Source organism: Draconibacterium halophilum (assembly GCF_010448835.1).
GTDB lineage: Bacteria > Bacteroidota > Bacteroidia > Bacteroidales > Prolixibacteraceae > Draconibacterium > Draconibacterium halophilum.
On record NZ_CP048409.1, the window covers coordinates 3744480 to 3763824 of the forward strand.

The window sequence follows — 19345 nt, forward strand, 5'->3', positions numbered from 1 at the left end:
CAAATAATTCCGGGATTGATGCTTTTAATGTAGAATCGATCCCAGAATTTCTTCTTTTTCGGTTAATTCTCCTTCCGAAAGATTGATGGCCGTTTCAATTAAAGCCAAATGTGAATAAGCCTGCGGAAAATTACCAAGTAGTTCCTTGGTTTTAAAATCCAGATCTTCGCTAAATAAACCTACATGATTACTATATTTCAACAGCTGATCAAACATCTTTTTGGCTTTATCGCGCTCACCAATAGAATTTAAGGCATTGATAAACCAAAAAGTACAAATGGTGAAGGAAGATGTTGGCAGCCCAAAATCATCTTCATTTTTATAACGGTACAGTAATCCGTTATAGCACAATTCTTTTTCTGTTTGTTTTACTGTTTCAATATATCTTTTGTCTTTCGCATCAATAAATCCATAAGATGCCATTAACAGGTTTGCAGCATCCATATAACTGGAACCATAAGACTGAGTAAACGCCTGTCTCTCTTCATTCCACGCATTCTCAAGGATGTTGTCTTTAATTGTATCGGCTAGTTTTTGCCAGTCGTTTAGGTATTTTTTTTTGTGAATGACTTTTGCAATTTTAATAGCACGGTTGATAGCAACCCAACACAACACTTTTGAAAATGTGAAATGCTTTTCTTCTGTCCGTATTTCCCAGATTCCCTTATCGGGCTTGTGCCAATTGTTTTCTACAATTCGCACGATGCCTCTTACTATAGTCCACAAAGCTTCGCTGGTCTCCAGGGTGATTTTGAAGCGTATAAATTGTTGATAGATTACATCAACCAACACACCATAAATATCGTTTTGTTTTTGAAGATACGCAGCGTTTCCTATCCGAACAGGTGCTGAGTTTTTATAGCCTTTTAAATGATCAAGCTCTTCTTCTTGTAACTGTTTTTCGCGGTTTATACCGTACATGATCTGTATTTTCTCATCCTTGTCGGGAATGATATCTATAATAAACTTCATGAAACGTTTTACCGTGTTCAAATGCCCCAACTTCGACATTATATGAATGGCCATTGAAGCATCACGAATCCAACAGAAACGGTAATCCCAGTTACGTTCTTCGCCAAGCGATTCAGGCAACGACGTGGTTACAGCAGCTAAAAAAGCACCGGTTTTTTGGTAACTTAAAAGTTTCAACACCAAAGCGCTTCTTTTTATTTCTTCATTATACATGGCATAAGATGTCAGGTTATAGGTCCAGTCTAACCAATACACCTCCGTTTTTTGTAATTTGAAATATTGCCTTTCGAGCGTTTGATTCAGGATTTTTTCATCGTACGAAAGCATTAGAAAAGCATCTTCTTTTAGTTGAATTTGCCTTTGCTCAATAATGTCCTCGAAATTTAAATCGCTGTACAGGTATATTGAGTCGTAATCGCCCTTGGTTGTAAAGCTTTTTATGTATTCGCCTTCATCAACAATTTTTGTGGGTTGCTTGGCATAATCCAATCTCGGATTAAACCGGACAGTAAAAACCGGGGTACCAGAAATAAACCTAATATACCGAACTATTTCTGAAGGAATATGATAAGTGTTGTCGGTATTTTTGAAGCGAGGAATAAAATCCAACACTTCAAAACTATTGTCACCACTTCTAAAAACAGTTGAAACAATATTGGTATTTTTCACATACTGTTGAGTGATTTCGTAGCTTTCATCGGTAACAATATCAAAACTCCCCCCGATCTCATCATCAAGCAATTTTGCAAATACCGAAGGCGAATTAAAATCAGGAATGCATAACCAATCGATCGAACCTTTCACGGAAATCAAAGCTGCCGTTTTACAATTTCCTATAACGGCATAATTTAAATTGTCCATTTCAAAATAATTTATGTATTTATTTTGAAGGATTAAACCTCCTTCTCAGTTATTTTAGAAGGTCCTTTAAGAAATTACGCACCTCTTTGTAATTAGCCACGTAATAATCTGCAATAGAGTTTTCGGATCCAACTTTTACGGCATAAGAATTCTCAGGAAGCACTTTAAACAAAAATTCATCGGTAGTTCCGTCACCGAAAGCGAGGACAAAATCTGCCGATTTGCCTTTAAGAAATTCCAGAGCTGCAGTACCTTTGTTAATACCACTTGCCTTTATTTCAATGAGTTTTTTCCCTTCAATTATTTCAACTTCCTGGTTAAGAATTAGGTTCGATAAGGTATGACGTAATTCCAGTGCTCGTAATACTCCCAATTCAATGTCGGCTTTTCGGTAGTGCCATACCAGTGAATAATCCTTTTCTTCAATCAAACTTCCGGCAGTACTATCAACAAAAGACTCAAGAATCGGGTGGATCTTTTCTTTCCAGTCTGAGTCCAGTGTTTTTTTATCCAGCCAGTTTTCACCGGTTTTTCGTTCCCACGCACCATGCTCGGCAATAAGATTATAATTTTTATTACCAAACCATGATTCTATGGTATTGCGGTCGCGTCCGCTAACAAGAACCAAATGGACATTCTCCATTTTCACGATTTGGTCGAGTAGATTGTACAATTCATTATCAGGTGCTGCGGCTTGCGGCTTGTCGAAATAACGTTGTAAAGTGCCATCGTAATCCAAAAACAAAACTTTCGACTTGGCTTTCTTGAAATCCTTCACGATTTTATTGTGTAAGCTCTCGGATATTTTTCTTGCCTGATAACTGGATTGTTTTGCAATCGTTGAGTCCAGAGTTTTCATAAATTCCGATGCCCATTTATGAATATCATATCGCTTAATCCGGCGTTGCATGGCGCGCATTTTATTTATCCGGTCTTCATCGGGCATTTTTAGTGCGGTATAAATGGCTTCGGCGGTATCGGCAAAGTTGTTTGGATTAACCGAAATCGCTTCGCCAAGTTCTTTTGCTGCCCCGGCCATTTCGCTCAAAACAAGCATTCCTTTCTGATTTACTTTGGCAGCAATGTACTCCTTCGCTACAAGGTTCATTCCATCTCTTAAAGGTGTTAACAATGCCACATCGGCCGAACTGTACAACTCAATAAGATTTTCGAAAGGCATTGATCGGTAAAAGTATATTACCGGCGTCCAGTTCATTGTACCAAACTCTCCATTAATATTTCCTACCAGAATATCTACTTCATTCTTCAGATTCTGATATTGCTCCACATCAATTCTCGATGGAACAGTAAGCATAATCAGTGATACTTTTTCAACAAACTCCGGATGTGTTTTTAAAAAATGACGATATGCTTTCAAACGGTGCGGAATTCCTTTGGTATAATCAAGCCTGTCAATCGACAAGATCAGTTTTCTGTCGGGCATCCGCATTAAAAACTGGTCGATATCCTGATGAACTTTTGAACGCTCCTGAATAGACTTACTTTGTACTTCGTTCGCCAGATTTTCGAATTTTTCATAATCAATTCCCATTGGAAACACGTCAATAAAAACCTGACGATTTTCCAGTTTTATCTGGTTAAATTCGACATCGTAGCCAACCAGCCTTTTTACCGAACTAATAAAGTGTCGGGCATAATCGTAAGTATGAAATCCGATGAGATCGGCACCCAGCAAACCTGAAATAATCTCTTCTCGTTGGGGCAATGTGCGAATGATCTCGTAAGATGGGAATGGAATGTGCAGAAAAAACCCGATTTTAAGATCAGGGCGTCGCTGCCGCAGAATGTTCGGAACCAGCAATAACTGGTAATCGTGTACCCAAACTCTATCGTTTTCCTGAGCGTTTTCAATAATAGCTTCAGCAAACATTTCATTTACCTTTAAATAGGCATCCCAATATGTGCTCTTAAACTCGGCAAACTCGGTAAAATAATGAAATAAAGGCCACAACGTAGAATTGCTATAACCTTCGTAATACATTGATATAAGCTCTTCATTCAAAAATACCGGGAGGCACTGTTCGGTTTCAAGCAAACCGGTCACTTCTTTCTCTTCTTTTTTGTGTTGGGCATCAGGCCCGGCCAGCCAATCCATACGCTGTCACTATCTTTGTGATATGATTTTAAACCTGTTGCTAAACCACCGGCACTAGGAGTTATTGTCATTCCATCCGCACTTCTGTTTATCATTACAGGCAACCTGTTTGAGGCTATAATTAATCTACTCATAGTATATTGTTTCTATAGAAATTAAATCTAATTTACAAATATATTATTATTTGCACTAATTTTTGTTACAACTATGTAAATTCAATATTAACAATGAATTTAAAACATGCATGAATTTGCATGCCGGCTTTTTTTTGTATTTTTGTTCGCATAGAAACTTTTTTAAAAATGAATATAACTTCATTAACAAAACAACAGGTAGCAAAATCAATTGTTCCCCAGTTAGAGGAACAGGCATATGATATGTCTTTAAAAACCGGGTTGATACAAAATTACGCACCTTGTTCTCCTTTAAGAACACAATCGGCGCATAATGGTTTTATACCTGATATTATAACCACCGAAAAAAATGGTGAAACCAACATTTACGAAATACAACTAAACAATAATATTAATACAGAAAAATGGAATTTTTTCGCGCATTTTACAAAAGAAAGACACGGAAAACTTCACATCATAGTACCTGAACCCAATTTAAGTGCAGCTGAAAAAGTAATTATTGAGAACGATATCCGCAATATAAAGCTGATGTATGTTCCTAACTGATTTACAAGTTACAATAAACACGATCAAAATTTTAGTTCATAACATGCTCAATGTTTTTTTGAGTTAATAAATAATTATGATTTATAATAACAGACAACAGACAATTGCCCACAAAATTGAAACAAAAGCACAACTTTCGAAATGGAAAGATTGGAGGTGGCAATTACGGCACTCCATAAAAACATTGGAAAAGTTTGAAGAACTCTTAGGCGTTAAATTTGAAGACGAAGAAAGGGAAAAACTGGAAGAAACATTTGAAAAATTCCCTTTGTCGATAACGCCTTATTATCTTTCACTTATTAATAAACAAGATTTTAAAAACGATCCTGTTTTTAAACAATCGTTTGGCGGAATTGAAGAACTTACTACTCTAAAATCAGAATTGGAAGATCCGTTATCAGAAGATAGTGATAGTCCGGTTGAAGGAATAACCCATCGTTATCCCGACCGCGTATTATTCCACGTAAGTAATATTTGCTCGATGTATTGCCGCCACTGCACCCGTAAACGAAAAGTTGGCGATATCGATTATGTTCCATCAAAGGAACAACTGCAAAAAGGGCTTGACTATATTGCCAATACCCCGCATGTAAGAGATGTATTACTATCAGGAGGCGACCCATTTATGTTGCCAGATGATAAAATCGACTGGTTATTATCCGAAATTACTAAAATTCCACATGTGGAAATCGTTAGGATTGGAACAAGAATGCCGGTGGTACTTCCTTATCGTATTACCGATAACCTGGTTTCGATTTTGAAGAAATACCAGCCGCTTTGGATTAATACACACTTTAATCATCCGAAAGAAATTACAGCTTCATCAAAAGAAGCTTTGGCAAAATTGGCCGATGGCGGATTTCCTTTGGGCAACCAATCGGTTCTTTTGGCCGATGTGAACGACTGTCCGAGAATTATGAAATCACTGCTTCATAAGCTTGTAGAAAACAGGGTGAGACCTTATTACCTATACCAGTGCGACCTTTCAGAAGGATTATCACATTTCAGAACTCCGATTGGAAAAGGTATTGAAATAATGGAAAGCCTTATTGGGCATACCAGCGGTTTTGCCCGCCCAACCTATGTGGTTGACGCACCGGGTGGCGGAGGTAAAATTCCGGTAATGCCAAATTATATTATTTCATGGTCGACCAATAAAGTAGTATTACGTAACTACGAAGGAGTAATAACAACATATAAAGAACCCGATTCGTACGAAGCAAAATTGTGCGACAGGGATTGTGAAAATTGCAACCTCGACCTAAAAGTTGAAGAAGGAGTAGAGGAAGATATAATTGGAATTGAAAAATTATTATCGGATACCGACGATGCAATATCGTTGATACCCGAAGACAATGAACGAATGACAAGAAGGGATGAAGATGCAGGATAAGATTGAAAAACTAGGAAACGGAAGCATAATTCAACACGGGCAGCTAAACGACCGTGTTTATCTGATGAAATTAGATAGCACGGATTGCCCATCAACAATTCTTGAGGAAATTAACAACCTGGCAAGAAAAAACAAGTACTCTAAAATAATATGCAAAATACCGGATCATGCAGCTCCGGTATTTCTATCCGGTGGTTTTTTGCCCGAGGCGCAAATACCAGCGTTTTACAACGACAGTGTAGCAGCATTTTTTGTTTCGAAATTCTTAAACTCCGACAGGCTTTTGGATATTGAAACAGATCAGCTTAACGACTTAAGTGAAATGCTAAAAACACAAGATTCTATTACGCCACGAAACGGAAAAAATAATGCTGACATAACAGTGCGGAAATTGGAAAAGGAAGACTATGAACAGATTACGGACATTTACCGCGAGGTATTTGTCACCTATCCATTTCCTATTTACAATCCAGGATATATTCTAAAAACATTTCAGAACGGTACGCAGTATTTCGGAGCAGAATCAGGAGGAAAACTAATTGCACTTGCTTCGGCCGAAGTTGACGAAGAAGGTAAAAATGCAGAAATGACTGATTTTGCCACACTTCCCAACCAACGCGGAAAAAATCTATCAGTGCTTTTGCTAAATACCCTTGAGAAGTCGATGAAAAAGCAGGGAATCAACACCTTGTACACAATGGCCCGGTTAAACTCAGTTGGGATGACAAGAACCTTCCTGAAAATGGATTATTGCTATTCGGGAACCCTGATAAAGAACACACACATTGCAGGGAAAATTGAAAGTATGAACATTTTATATAAACATATCTGATATGAATCTGGGATACCGATGTCATTTTGCCAACACCTGCCCCATTTATAAAGGAAAAGAAAAAATAAACGATATGCCTTTGCCTCTTTATAGAAACGTGTTTTGTAACCGTGGACTAAAAGGATGGAAAAACTGTAGCAGGTACAACAAACTGACTAGCCAAAACAATCAGAAAGATTAATTAGTACGGAAACATATGAGTAAAAAAACAATTGATATTCACGAAGTTAACAATCAATTTGAAAAAGACATTTTAAAGCTTTTAGACGAAAAAGAAAAATGTGTTTATGGTGATATAATCAAAGACCTTAAAGTGTCGGCAAGGAGAGGCCAGGAAGCGATATTTTCCCTTATTGATAAAGGTTTTGTGAAACATGTCGATCAATCTTCGTACCTCAAACTTAATGTCGATCTTAAATAATGGGATGGATTGATCTCTCTATCTTTTGCGTATACCTGCTGGCAATGCTTGGGGTAGGTGTTTATTTTCTGCGCAAAAATAAAAACACAGATGATTATTTTGTTGGAGGACGTAAGCTCAGTAGTGTCCACATTGGCCTGTCAGTAGTAGCTACCGATGTTGGTGGAGGTTTCTCCATCGGCTTGGGAGGATTGGGCTTTACCATGGGTTTATCGGGGAGTTGGCTTCTATTTACCGGTTTACTTGGAGCCTGGCTTAGCGGTGTCTTTCTCATTCCTAAAGTTTCGGGGCTGGCACGACGAAAAGGATTTTTGTCGTTTCCACAGTTCCTGGAATTTGTTTTCGACAAAAAAGTAGCACTAATAGCCGGACTGATATCGGCTATCGGTTACCTGGGTTTTACCAGTTCCCAAATACTGGCGGGTGCCAAACTTGCATCTTCTACTTTTGACGGGCTGACCATCGAGAATGCTTTGCTAATAATGGGTACAATTGCCATTGTATATACCGTACTTGGAGGTTTAAAGGCAGTAATTTACACCGATACTATTCAATGGATAATTCTTATGGCAGGGTTACTATTTGTTGGACTGCCCTTTGCATATACCAGTATTGGAGGCTACGAAGCCATTTCAAGTACACTTCCTGCCGAATTTTTGTCGCTCACCAATGTAAGCTGGCAACAAATTATTAACTGGATGTTTACCATTATACCGATTTGGTTTATCGGGATGACCCTTTATCAACGGATTTACGCAGCTAAAAATACGCAGGCAGCACAAAGAGGCTGGTTTATAGCCGGCCTGTTTGAATATCCACTGATGGCGTTTATCGGTGTAATATTAGGCATGTTTGCACGCGTGGCAATGGAAAATCAATTACTCCCGGGTTATAACGCCGCAAACCTAGATGCAGAAATGGGACTTCCTGTTTTACTAAAGACCGTACTTCCTGTTGGTTTTCTGGGTATTGTATTATCCGCCTACTTTTCGGCGATCATGTCAACCGCCGACAGTTGTTTAATGGCTGCATCGGGTAATTTGTTAACCGATGTTTTTCGCCTGCATAACGGAAAACGAAGTTTGCTTCTTTCTCAACTACTAACTTTTATTATTGGTAGTATTGCACTTTTACTGGCCTTAAAAATGACCAGCGTGCTGGAATTGATGCTCCACTCCTACTCCTTTATGGTATCAGGCATGATTATTCCGGTAATGGCAGCACTGTTTTCCAAAAGTCCGAATAAGCTGGCCGCTTTGCTATCCATGTTAACCGGAGGATCGCTAACCCTATTTCTTATTCTGTCGGGATTTAAACTTCCGTTGGGTTTAGATGCCAATATTTTTGGAATTGCAGGTTCGCTTCTGGTTTATTTAATTGTGGCTTCGGTAAAAAAAGAAAAGGCCCTAACTGTTTAATTACCAAAAACTGGCCATGTAAAAAAATGCAACAATAATATATTGGAATGGATTATGGAAGACAGGCAATAAAACAATATTTCAATTCAAGGCGGGAAGCGTTAACAAACAGCTAACAAAACAAAATATGTTTTAATAAGAGTAAAACAAAAAATCAATGCTCTTTAACTTGATTTGTCATCATCGTCTCTTATAATTTTATCTTCTATAATTTGATCTCCTTCCTGTAGCTTCTCTTCCACTTTCGCTACCCTGCCTTTACTGTCTTTTTCCTTTAATTTATCTATTTGATTTTTTAATGCAGGAATTTCGTATGCAAGTAGAAACAGGCCGGCAACTACAAAAATATATCCCAGAGGGATAAACGGTAACAACATAAAAACCAACCCCAAACATAATACGAACACCCCAATTACAAGTTTTATATACTTTTTATATTTTGAATTTATTTTCATCATCTATTGTAAGGTATTTCTAGTATTCTTAAACATTAACTTATTCTTCCACAGCTGTATCACTTTCACTCCTGATGGCCTATTTAATGAGGCTCAAAAGGAAATAAGAGACAAAACCAATTGACTCATCACTTACTAATAAATTTTAACGGCAATAACACCAACTATCCATGCCTTAAATCGTATCAAATTAAATCTGTTTCAATATTAACATCATTTTTAATCATCAATATGCAATATCATCAGTATTAAAACTAATTGCAGTCAAGTGTTCAATAATCAAGAGTTATTTTGCTAAACCATTGAAGCAATATCGTAAGCTGAACTGGGAAAAACAAAAGGAATTTGCCTGATCTCACTTGTTGTTAAACCAACTTTCATCGCCATAGCAAAAAGATTAATCGTTTCTTCGGCATGAGGCCCAACTAAATGTGCACCTACAATCTTTTCTGTTTTTGTATCGATGAGAATTTTATAAGCATACACCGGTGCCTTAATATGTTTTGCACTGAACCAATCTGCTACGGAATTACTGTTAACCTTAAAATCCAGTTTCCTGCTTAAAGCCTCTTTTTCGGTATATCCTACAGAAGCCAGTGGCGGGTAGGTAAAAACTGCCGATGGCATAACCGAATAATGGCTTTGTGTTACTCCGTTGCCCGTTAATTGCGATGATATAACATTTGCCTCCATCGAGGCCAGCGGAGTTAGAGGCAGTCCGTCAGAAGCTGCAACATCTCCAGCGGCATAAACATTCGGATTTGAAACGCTCCTTAAATACGAATCAACTTCAATTCCTTTTTCAGAATGGGCTACATTGCCATTTTCCAAAGCCAGATTAGATATAGCCGGCATTCGCCCGGAAGAATTAATAACAAACTCTGTAGTAAATTCAACTTTTGAACCAGCCTTCTTGGTAATTATCCTAAAATCATTTTCTGTTTTAATTATTTCTTCCACTTCAGCATTTAAAACCAGATTGATCCCGATTTTCTTACTGAATGCGACAATATGTTTAACCATATCCTGCTCAAAATTTTTTAAGAGAGAATCATCTTTGTCAAGAATGGTAACTTTTGAGCCGCAAAGAGCAGCTATATGCGCAAACTCAAAAGCAATATATCCTCCTCCTATAAACAGAACGTGTTTCGGCAGATTTTTCAATTCAAGAAAATCATCACTCGTACCCAGATTTTCAGCGCCATTAAAGCTTAAATTTCGTGGTTTTGCTCCGGTGGCAATTACAATCTTTTTTGCTTTAATTGTTTCGTTACCAATTTGTAACTGATTTTCGTTTAAAAATTTTGCCGTTCCATGAAATGTTGTTATTCCGTCTTTTTTAAAAGTTTTCTCCTTTTCTTTAGGTACCGACTTAACAAACGTATTCTTGAATTCCATCAGATTTTTCCAGTTTATCGTTGGAGTTTGGTCAATACCTTTTCCATTCAACCGTTTGGCGCTTGCAGCAGCATGAACGACTCCCCACAGCACTTTTTTGGGAATGCAACCACGCGTGGCACAAGTTCCCCCGTATGGCCGTTCATCGGCAATCCCAACTGAGAGCCCTTCTTTTACACAGGTATTGGCTATTGCTGTACCGGCAACCCCTGTACCAATAACAAAAACATCAAATTCTTTCATAGCTTTTTTCTGTTACTTCAATGATTAAAAATGTTGATCTTCATGAAACCCATATTCGAAGAATTATGAAAAGTTACCTGAAATTATTGATTCGTGATTTACTGAATTAGATGGAAAATTTTTATTCCCCTCCAATTCCGTTATTTGGTCAATTTCCACAATGCTATAATTGCTCCAAGTTGCTTTCATTTTTTAGCCTTTGCATTTATGATTATTTTCTAATCCAAAGCGAATCCACAAAAAAATTGCGCAGGTCAGTAAAATTCTGCTCTACGATGAAGTCATATTCTTTCGCCAGATTTTCAAGAGATTCAGCATCGAATTTTCTGGAAAGTTCCATGAAAATTGGTTCCCACTGTTTTAGTTCATATTGCTCTTTGAGCGCCTTAATATAAACCACTTGTTCTTCCATCGAAATCAAATAACTCTTAACCTCGCCGCTTGCCGGATCGTACTCGGTGTGCTGTTCAAATTTATCGATATTAAAATCGGCCCCAAGTTCATTATTCAACCGGTGTAGCAGATTTAGATTAAATTTTCGGGTGTGTCCGTGGGGATCGTCGTAAGCTTTTCTGATAATTTTGGGAGACTTTTTAAGGTCGAACCCAATAAAAAGCTTGTCTCCCGGGCTTGTAAATTCTTTCAACCGAGTAAAAAAAAGATGAAGTTCGTCGTCGGAAAAATTGCCAATATTGGAACCAAGAAATAAGATAACCTTTCGAATAGCAGCATGTCCGTTTTGTTTTTTCAGAAGCTGAAAAAAATCTCCTGTCTTTGGAAAAACGGGCAGTTCGGGCAATTCGTTATTCAGGCTTTGTTCCAATTCGTTATTAGTTAGTTTACTTATATCGAACGGCTGGTAATTAAATTTCACTGATTGTGAGACCATGTGTTTTAAAATCGTTTTTGTTTTACTCCCGTCTCCAGCTCCCAGTTCAATTAAATCGAAAGGAGAACTGCCATTGTTAAAATGATTCGTAATTTCATCTTTGTATAATGAAAGGATTTCCTGTTCACAGTCTGTCAGATAATATTCAGGCATTTGCATAATATCCTGAAAGATATTGCTTCCTTTGTCATCGTAAAAGTATTTGGACAACAGATACTTCGGACGAGACGATAACCCTTCAGCGGTATCGGTCATAAACTCGGTTTGAACTGTTAACTTTTCCATATTTTCCATTTTTAAGTGACAGGTTTCTTACTTAAAAAACGCTTACCAGTCTTAGCAAATAATTATTTCTTTAGAACTTCCTCATCCACTCCGGCAGGAATAGTTGCAGGAATTCCTGTTTCATAAGGATTAGCCGGATCGCTACTCCACTCAAACCATCCACCGTCGAACACAGAAATATTGGGCCATCCCATTAACCAGGCGTTATAACAGGCCTCACTGCCTCTCCACCCAGTTCCGCAATAAAATGCTAACTGTTTCTCTGGTGTGATTCCAGCCGTTTCCCACTGTTTTTTTATTTCATGAAATTCGCGTGTAGTATGATCAACATTCCGGTAATTTTCCATGTGATAAGCATCCGATCCGCAATTTCCAAATACCGAACCGGGAATCCTCCCTTTTTTTTCGATGTAATTATAGCCGCTCACCTCTCCAATGTATTCAGGCCAGCTTCTAACACTCACCAGTTCTCCTTTATCCGAAGCCAGCAATTCTTTGGCTCTCTTAATATCCACTATCAGTTCGGGATGGACAGGGATTTTTGCACCAAAATTCTTTTCCGATACTTTTTTAACGTCATCTGTTGCAATATCGTAGCCGGCATCTTGCCACGCCTGAAAACCTCCATTCAAAACCCTTACGTCTTTCACCCCGGCATACATCATGATCCAGGCACAACGAATGGCTCCAATGTCGCCGGCTGCACTCCCAGGGAATGGATCGTCGTTATTTGGAAACATGAATTTTCCGTATAAAACAACGGTAGTATCTGCGGTTATTCCATGTTGAAGCAGTGCTTTTTCGAGTTCCCCGGGAGATCGCCTGTTCCACGTTTCGTGACTCTCAAGTGCCAGCGTGTCGATATCAATTGCCCCCGGAATATGCCCACTTAAATATGCATCTCGGTTACGATAATGCGCATGGCAAATCACAACTTTGTTTGTATCATTATTTATTGTTTTTTCATTTGTTATCAGATTTTTTACCCATTCTGCCGGAACCAGGTTCCGATAATTGGGGAGATGTTCCATGGCAAGGTTTTTAGTTGTAGCCATCTCTTCCTGAAAATATTTGTAAAGGTGTATATTCTTATAACCGGCACTTGCAAAAACAGAAGCAACGTTCACTGCTTCAGATTCGTGGTTGCCGTAAAAAACCAATTCATGCTCCGGAAGAATGCCTTTCGAACGGGCAATCTCAATCCAATCGATGTAATTGGTCCATTTTGCGGGGAAACTCTTTGCTCCTTTTATGTGTCCTTTGCGAACTTCGTTGTTCATTTGCCAGCCGTTGTAGGCATCGGAAGAACGAACATCGAGCACAAAAGTGTTTTTATTTTTTGAAGAAATAATCGGAGTTCTGCTGTCGAAATCTCAGGGAAATGTGTTGCCATATTAGTTTCATTATAATATTGGTTTTACTTTAAACAGATAATATGCCATATTAAGAGTTAATTGACTGGTTGCAATTCATGGTAGATATTATTCGCATTTAAATGCAAAATGAAAAGCCCGCTAAATTGTTTTGATGAAAGTAAGGAGAAGATTAACTAGTTCAATTCAACATTTGATATTCCTTAAATTTGTCACAATAATAAATGAATATCATGCGATATTTTTTCTTATCAGAGAAGAAGGCTGTTCTTAAAATTACAGCACATTTAAAAGTCCTTTATTGAGTTTTAGGCTATTTGAAAAAGTGCGTATTTTTTTCCACATAACCACATATAAGTGTAGATTGTATGGACAATTTTCCCGGTAGTCTTCTAATTTGAGAGGACACCAAAAGTAATCAGTACTTACTATTTTCATACGAAATTTACTTAAACCATGAATTTAATCTGGTTCGAATTCCAATAACAAATGCTTTTTTCACAAATTACTAAACCGAAGACGGGGATGAATGGAAAAGAAAGGGATTCGATCAAAATGATTAAATTGCTGTTACTGTGAACCCAATCAGAAATTGTCGATCACCATGTTTGATTATTCATCGTCCATATAATTTGCAGAAATCAAATTTTAGCGTTAACAGCACACGGCACTATTTCGTTGTTTTCTACATTAGCATTCATTCCTTAAATGTATACCGATTTAATATTTTAAATTGATTTCGGTGCTTCTGCTACTGTATGTTGCATTACCTCTATAAATCCTTTATCTGAAGCTCTAATTCCCTCAGTTACTTTAACAGTCTCTCTTAAGAAACGGATTAAGATTTATATACTTTATTTAATTGTCTTTTATTTGTAAAATTCATATAATGCATTTTCAACCCCTGCATCAACAACCTTTGACGAATCATATTCAGGGGCGTTTTTTATGACTTCTTTTGTTAAGTCAATTCTAATTTCCTGATTCTGAAAATTGATTTCTTCGACAAATTCGATGGGAAGAATAATCTGTTTACTCCAGGGAACAATATTTTTGGTATCCAAAACCACATACACAATCTGCCAATCCAAATCGTCAATTATTATATCCGAAAGATGACCAAAATTGTCATCAGTAGATTTTATGGAATATCCGTGAACTTCGGAGAAACTACGCAAACTAGTATCGACGTTTTTTTCCTTGTTCATATTCTTAGGAATCCTGATTATTTTATTACTGGTAAAAATCGATTCCCTGTTGGGATACAATGCCATGTCTGTCGGCCAATAGGGAACGACATCGTAGTTTTGAGCAAGATCCTGCTCGTATCTTCTTGAAACCGGGAGATCATGTTCCAAATCCGGAGAAGCATCAATTCTTTTCATGGTGAGTTTAATAGGGAAATTTTGGTCTTCCCACTCTGGCGTATCCAATTGTTCCCTCGGAATTAGCACTCTTTTTTCTACAAAAAAGTTCCCCATGTCAATATCAAGGTATCTGATAATCCACGTGTCCTCATCAAAAAGAAAATTTTTTACTTTCCCCTTTTCGCCATCAATAACTTGTACTGAGTACTTATTGAGTTCTTTTAAACTACGCTTCATAACTTCATTTTTTTTATTCTCTATAAAAAGGTTTAAAACTGTGCCAAAAATCATCACTCAACCACCAAGCAAGCGTAACGTGCTTAGGATGTACTACTTACAAACACCACCCGTTTGAAACGAAACAAAGAGGAGTGCCTGAAATGTAGAGATAAGTGTGTAATAATTCCACAATCCTAAGCCATTTATGTAAGGAAAACTATTCTTTATTTGCTGTTTTTCGAAGAATATTAATGCGACTAATTCTTCAATACGACACCACTTAAACGACTTTGATGAAGGAGAAACCTTTAGTTTTTCAATTTCTGCTTTTAAAACAATTTCTTTTTTATTCCGTGTGGATGTAATACTTGCGGCAAACGGAAACTGTACAGTTTCCGTTTTAGAATAGCTAAAATTTATGCTTAAAATTTATTCTCCCTCAGAAAGTTCATTTGATCCTCATGTGATCCGTTTTCTCTGAATAGTATGATGTACAGATGAAAAACAAAAGGCGCTCACATTTCTGTAAACGCCTTTTTTCCTGGTGAACCTGGCAGGACTCGAACCTGCAACCTCCGCATCCGTAGTGCGGTGCTCTATCCAATTAAGCTACAGGTCCAGAACCTGTTTGCTTTTTAAGCGGTGCAAATATAACGCTTATTTGAATAAATACAAGTCTGCGTAGCAATTTTATCAAAAATTATTTCGATCCTAAATGGTCTTCAAATCAGACACTATCTGAAGCATTCTAAAACCCAGATTCTTACGAATATTTTTCCATTTTATCTTCAATGGCAACATTTTTTTCAAAATTTACCTGAAGCTTTATATTGGTCAACATTCGCTGTGTTCCGGCTTCGCCACAGGCAGCATGAATTCGATCCAGCAAACCGGGCAATTCGTCATATTTACATTCCACTACCGTTTCAAAAGGGCACACCTGGTAGCGATACCCCGAATTCTGAATGGCCTCAATTGCTTTATCAACCAACTCGTATTTAACTTTTCCATCTGCTTCGGGCAATACCTGTATGGCCACATTTATATTATTCTTCCTCCAACTCATCGTTATTATTTTTCTTTTGATGTATTAATTGAATGATCTCTCCGCGTGATAAAACTTTAACATTGGTAATCACCATGTCTTCGCGCAAAAAGCCACCATACTGATTACATTCGCTAATTATGTTCTGAAAAGTGTCTTTAATTTCAACAGTAATGGGCAACATGACCAAAGCTGATGAAAAACCTTCCATAAAATCCATTGATTCAAACACTCCATCATGGTGATTAAGCTCGAATATTAACTCATCTTTAAGAAGTTTTTGCTGCGTAGTGCTTAACATCTCATTTTCATGAACCGAAAGGAATACCACAAAATACCGTAACTTCTTTCCTTTTCCTCCCAGCCCGGTTGAAATAAACACCTGCTGTTCATCGAGTAACGAGCTATGCATCAGCATTCTGCTTTCCTGCAGTGCCAATGTCCCCCACTGTTTCATATCACCTGTCCCCTCTTCTACATATTTTTCAAGTGTTCGATATGCTTTTACATCGTCATAAACAGCAATAGCAGTTAATATCTCCTTTTTACGCTCTTCATCAACTTCTTCATCAAAAAGTTCTTCTCTCGCGTCAAAGCATTCTTCCGAGATATCCTTACTCCTCAACAACTTAGTGAATTCCAAGTATTTCATTTGAATGGCAACATCTATCTGTTCCTCAAGAATACTAAAGTTCTCGGGCAGGTCATCCAATGCTTTCTGAATATTATTATAAAATTTATCTTCCTCCATTTATCCTCCTTCGTTCGAACAAAAGTAATCACTTGTTGTAACTATGTAAAGAACAAATATATTTTATTTTTTATCATGGGAATTTAAATATATTTGTACGCTTATTTATATTTAGTTTAAATATAGAAAGCAGCGGGTTTAAAAATAGAAAGCAGGGGGAGAGTGAAATTAAGCGAAGCAAGAAATAATGAGCCGGTGGTTATCACCAAAGTGTTAGGTCATGGTTCGTTCAGGAAGAGGATTACTGAAATGGGATTTATTCGTGGCAACGAAGTTCGGGCCATAAAAAATGCTCCATTCAAAGGTCCCAGCGAATACAAAATTCTGAACTACAATATTACCCTCCGAAAATCGGAAGCCGAGCAGATTGAGGTTATTCCGGCATCTGAATTCAAAAAGACATCTACCGACAATTACGAAGGTATCATTGACCGAAATATAGATCTCATCGATCAGTCGATACGTACAAAAACAATTAATATCGCACTGGTAGGTAATCCCAATTGCGGAAAAACCACTCTGTTTAATTTTATTTCCGGATCGAAAGAAAAAGTAGGAAACTACAGTGGAGTAACGGTTGATGTTCACAAAGCAACTTTTAAAAGCGGAGATTATACTTTCAACTTTTACGACCTGCCCGGAACGTATAGTTTAACAGCCTATTCAAAAGAAGAAATATTTGTCAGGAAGTTTATTTACGAACAAACTCCCGATATTGTAATTAATGTACTGGATTCTACCAACCTGGAAAGAAGCCTGTATCTTACCACTCAATTAATCGACATGGATTTGAGGTGCATTATGGCCCTTAACATGTTTGATGAATTGGAAAGAAACGAACTTGAACTTGACAAAAAAGAGTTATCAAAACTAGTAGGTATTCCGCTAATCCCCACAGTAAGCTCGAAAGGGCAAGGCCTTGAGAAGTTAATCGAAAAGGTTATCGAAGTTTTTGAAGGCCGCGACAACTTTTCACGCCATATCCATATTAATTATGGAAAAGAAATAGAAAAATCGGTCAAAATCATTCGTCAGAAAATAAAGGAAGACAAACCGATTACCGACAAAATCTCGTCGCGGTTTCTTGCTATTAAGCTGCTTGAAAAAGATAACCAGGTAATCGACCTATTGTCGAAATACACAAATTTTAATGAAATTCAGGAAGTTACTCTGAAAGAGATCAAGAAAATAGAGCTTCTGGAAAACGATGATAGTGAAACTGTTATTGCCAATGCCAAATACAGTTTTATTAACGGAGCATTACGCGAAACCTACAGCAACAAACATAAAGAAAAGAAAACCCGCTCAGAAAAGATAGACAGCGTGTTAACAAACCGCTACCTGGGATTTCCGATATTTACAGCACTGCTGTTTTTTATCTTTTGGACCACGTTTAAAGTAGGTGCCTACCCAATGGACTGGATAGACATGGCAGTGGTGGCTTTGAGCAATTTTGTAGGGAATATAATCCCTGAGGGAATGCTCAACGACCTATTGGTTGACGGGATAATAGGTGGAACCGGTAGTGTATTGGTATTCTTACCCAATATTCTTATTCTGTTCTTTTTTATATCCTTGCTTGAAGGCTCGGGATACATGGCGCGTGCAGCCTTTATCATGGACTATATAATGCATCGGTTCGGGTTACACGGCCGTTCGTTCATTCCAATGATAATGGGTTTTGGCTGCAATGTTCCGGCAATTCTGGCAACACGCTCAATGCGTAATCGTGGCGACCGAATTCTTACCATGCTCATTATTCCGTTTATGTCGTGCAGTGCGCGGCTACCGGTATATATTCTCATTATTTCTGCCTTTTTCCAAAAATACGAAGCCTGGGTTTTAATTGGAATTTATGCGGTTGGAATTCTATTTGCTTTTATAACAGCGCAAGTGCTTAACAAAACTGTTTTTAAGAATAAAGAAACACCTTTTGTAATGGAACTCCCCACCTACCGGCTGCCAACATTCCGGAATGTGGTGTATCATATGTGGGATAAAACTCAACACTACTTAAAAAAGATTGGAACTATTATTTTGCTTGGAGTAATCATTATTTGGGCGCTTGAATATTTTCCAAGAAAGACAGAAAATACTGATGGTTTTAAAGAACAAATTGCGCAGATAACAAATTCTGAGCTAACCGAATTACAAAAAGTGGAACGTATTGCGGAGGTTAACCATGCCATGGAATCCGACCGATTGATAAACTCTTATCTTGGCCGAACAGGAAAACTCATTCAACCGATAATGAGTCCTCTTGGGTTCGATTGGAAAATGAGTATCGCTGTGGTAGCTGGTCTGCCAGCCAAAGAAATTGTGGTAAGTACAATGGGCGTGCTTTACCAAACGCAGGATGGTGAAACAACCATAAACCTGCAGCAAAAGCTACAAAATGAAGTTCACGAGGTAGGCAAGAAAAAAGGTCAGCCTGTGTTTACCACTCCTGCAGCTCTGGCTTTTATAATCTTCATCCTTATCTACTTCCCCTGTATTGGGGTGGTTGCAACCATTAAAAACGAATCGGGCTCGTGGAAATGGGCAGCATTTTCCGTGTTTTATACCACTGGTTTGGCATGGGTTGCAGCATTGGTTACTTATAATATTGGAATGTTATTTATATAAAA

General features: G+C 37.8%; 16 protein-coding genes and 1 tRNA gene. 6 read left to right on the forward strand and 11 right to left on the reverse strand.

All coding sequences use genetic code 11. The features are described from left to right. Nucleotides 1-24: 24 nt before the first annotated feature. Genes G0Q07_RS15130 through G0Q07_RS20830 form a run of 3 tightly spaced genes read right to left on the reverse strand, consistent with a single transcriptional unit; the run spans nt 25 to nt 4083 of the window. Nucleotides 25-1833, reverse strand: coding sequence for a glycoside hydrolase family 15 protein (locus G0Q07_RS15130; protein ID WP_163347671.1), 1809 nt, complete (start codon nt 1831-1833; stop codon nt 25-27). Between the two features lie 49 nt (nt 1834-1882). After that, entirely contained in the window at nt 1883-3949 is a 2067-nt protein-coding gene (locus G0Q07_RS15135) for a bifunctional alpha,alpha-trehalose-phosphate synthase (UDP-forming)/trehalose-phosphatase (RefSeq protein WP_246222910.1), read from the reverse strand. Next, the gene (locus tag G0Q07_RS20830; RefSeq protein ID WP_246222911.1) at nt 3895-4083 is read right to left on the reverse strand and encodes a hypothetical protein; all 189 of its coding nucleotides are present in this window, start codon (nt 4081-4083) and stop codon (nt 3895-3897) included. The genes G0Q07_RS15135 and G0Q07_RS20830 overlap by 55 nt, the downstream gene beginning before the upstream one ends. A 168-nt stretch (nt 4084-4251) precedes the next feature. Between G0Q07_RS20830 and G0Q07_RS15140 the strand changes: the two genes are divergently transcribed. The 5 genes from G0Q07_RS15140 to G0Q07_RS15160 all read left to right on the forward strand — a co-directional run bounded on the left by G0Q07_RS15140 (nt 4252) and on the right by G0Q07_RS15160 (nt 8693). Beyond that, entirely contained in the window at nt 4252-4629 is a 378-nt protein-coding gene (locus G0Q07_RS15140; protein ID WP_163347673.1) for a hypothetical protein, read from the forward strand. A gap of 76 nt (nt 4630-4705) precedes the next feature. Next, nucleotides 4706-6022, forward strand: a complete 1317-nt coding sequence (kamA, locus tag G0Q07_RS15145; RefSeq protein WP_163347675.1) for a lysine 2,3-aminomutase — start codon at nt 4706-4708, stop codon at nt 6020-6022. Continuing rightward, complete coding sequence (gene ablB / locus G0Q07_RS15150) at nt 6012-6854, forward strand: putative beta-lysine N-acetyltransferase (RefSeq protein WP_163347683.1); 843 nt, start codon at nt 6012-6014, stop codon at nt 6852-6854. The genes kamA and ablB overlap by 11 nt, the downstream gene beginning before the upstream one ends. Before the next feature lie 196 nt (nt 6855-7050). Continuing rightward, nucleotides 7051-7275, forward strand: a complete 225-nt coding sequence (locus G0Q07_RS15155; protein ID WP_163347685.1) for a hypothetical protein — start codon at nt 7051-7053, stop codon at nt 7273-7275. Continuing rightward, nucleotides 7275-8693 carry a sodium:solute symporter family protein gene (locus G0Q07_RS15160; RefSeq protein WP_163347687.1) on the forward strand — a complete coding sequence of 473 codons (1419 nt, stop codon included), beginning with the start codon at nt 7275-7277 and terminating at the stop codon, nt 8691-8693. Before G0Q07_RS15155 ends, G0Q07_RS15160 begins: the two co-directional genes overlap by 1 nt. A 164-nt stretch (nt 8694-8857) precedes the next feature. Here G0Q07_RS15160 and G0Q07_RS15165 read toward each other — a convergent pair whose 3' ends face one another. From G0Q07_RS15165 to G0Q07_RS15200, 8 genes are all read right to left on the reverse strand, one after another. Then, the gene (locus tag G0Q07_RS15165; protein WP_163347690.1) at nt 8858-9151 is read right to left on the reverse strand and encodes a PGPGW domain-containing protein; all 294 of its coding nucleotides are present in this window, start codon (nt 9149-9151) and stop codon (nt 8858-8860) included. A gap of 291 nt (nt 9152-9442) precedes the next feature. Then, entirely contained in the window at nt 9443-10789 is a 1347-nt protein-coding gene (locus G0Q07_RS15170) for a dihydrolipoyl dehydrogenase family protein (protein ID WP_163347692.1), read from the reverse strand. 211 nt (nt 10790-11000) lie between these two features. Continuing rightward, nucleotides 11001-11963 carry an L-histidine N(alpha)-methyltransferase gene (locus tag G0Q07_RS15175; protein ID WP_163347694.1) on the reverse strand — a complete coding sequence of 321 codons (963 nt, stop codon included), beginning with the start codon at nt 11961-11963 and terminating at the stop codon, nt 11001-11003. Nucleotides 11964-12025: 62 nt separating this feature from the next. After that, nucleotides 12026-13285, reverse strand: coding sequence for a sulfurtransferase (locus G0Q07_RS15180; RefSeq protein WP_246222912.1), 1260 nt, complete (start codon nt 13283-13285; stop codon nt 12026-12028). A gap of 920 nt (nt 13286-14205) precedes the next feature. Further along, nucleotides 14206-14940 carry a PRC-barrel domain-containing protein gene (locus G0Q07_RS15185; protein WP_163347696.1) on the reverse strand — a complete coding sequence of 245 codons (735 nt, stop codon included), beginning with the start codon at nt 14938-14940 and terminating at the stop codon, nt 14206-14208. A 524-nt stretch (nt 14941-15464) separates the two neighbouring features. Beyond that, a tRNA-Arg gene (locus G0Q07_RS15190) sits at nt 15465-15541 on the reverse strand. Between the two features lie 144 nt (nt 15542-15685). After that, on the reverse strand, nt 15686-15988 hold the full coding sequence (locus G0Q07_RS15195) for a thiamine-binding protein (RefSeq protein ID WP_163347699.1): 303 nt from the start codon (nt 15986-15988) through the stop codon (nt 15686-15688). Beyond that, nucleotides 15969-16718: a hypothetical protein gene (locus G0Q07_RS15200; RefSeq protein ID WP_163347701.1), complete on the reverse strand. Its 750-nt coding sequence runs from the start codon at nt 16716-16718 to the stop codon at nt 15969-15971. Before G0Q07_RS15200 ends, G0Q07_RS15195 begins: the two co-directional genes overlap by 20 nt. A 162-nt stretch (nt 16719-16880) precedes the next feature. On the opposite strand from G0Q07_RS15200, the gene feoB reads away from it, so the two are divergent. Then, nucleotides 16881-19343, forward strand: coding sequence for a ferrous iron transport protein B (gene feoB, locus G0Q07_RS15205; RefSeq protein WP_163347703.1), 2463 nt, complete (start codon nt 16881-16883; stop codon nt 19341-19343). Nucleotides 19344-19345: the final 2 nt, after the last annotated feature.

Coding starts and splice junctions, on each gene's coding strand:
- ablB (WP_163347683.1), top strand. CDS start 6,012: ATGCAGGATAAGATTGAAAAACTAGGAAACGGAAGCATAATTCAACAC.
- G0Q07_RS15135 (WP_246222910.1), bottom strand. CDS start 3,949: ATGGATTGGCTGGCCGGGCCTGATGCCCAACACAAAAAAGAAGAGAAA.
- G0Q07_RS15175 (WP_163347694.1), bottom strand. CDS start 11,963: ATGGAAAAGTTAACAGTTCAAACCGAGTTTATGACCGATACCGCTGAA.
- G0Q07_RS20830 (WP_246222911.1), bottom strand. CDS start 4,083: ATGAGTAGATTAATTATAGCCTCAAACAGGTTGCCTGTAATGATAAAC.
- G0Q07_RS15195 (WP_163347699.1), bottom strand. CDS start 15,988: ATGAGTTGGAGGAAGAATAATATAAATGTGGCCATACAGGTATTGCCC.
- G0Q07_RS15155 (WP_163347685.1), top strand. CDS start 7,051: ATGAGTAAAAAAACAATTGATATTCACGAAGTTAACAATCAATTTGAA.
- G0Q07_RS15140 (WP_163347673.1), top strand. CDS start 4,252: ATGAATATAACTTCATTAACAAAACAACAGGTAGCAAAATCAATTGTT.
- G0Q07_RS15165 (WP_163347690.1), bottom strand. CDS start 9,151: ATGATGAAAATAAATTCAAAATATAAAAAGTATATAAAACTTGTAATT.
- kamA (WP_163347675.1), top strand. CDS start 4,706: ATGATTTATAATAACAGACAACAGACAATTGCCCACAAAATTGAAACA.
- G0Q07_RS15200 (WP_163347701.1), bottom strand. CDS start 16,718: ATGGAGGAAGATAAATTTTATAATAATATTCAGAAAGCATTGGATGAC.
- G0Q07_RS15160 (WP_163347687.1), top strand. CDS start 7,275: ATGGGATGGATTGATCTCTCTATCTTTTGCGTATACCTGCTGGCAATG.
- G0Q07_RS15170 (WP_163347692.1), bottom strand. CDS start 10,789: ATGAAAGAATTTGATGTTTTTGTTATTGGTACAGGGGTTGCCGGTACA.
- G0Q07_RS15185 (WP_163347696.1), bottom strand. CDS start 14,940: ATGAAGCGTAGTTTAAAAGAACTCAATAAGTACTCAGTACAAGTTATT.
- G0Q07_RS15130 (WP_163347671.1), bottom strand. CDS start 1,833: ATGGACAATTTAAATTATGCCGTTATAGGAAATTGTAAAACGGCAGCT.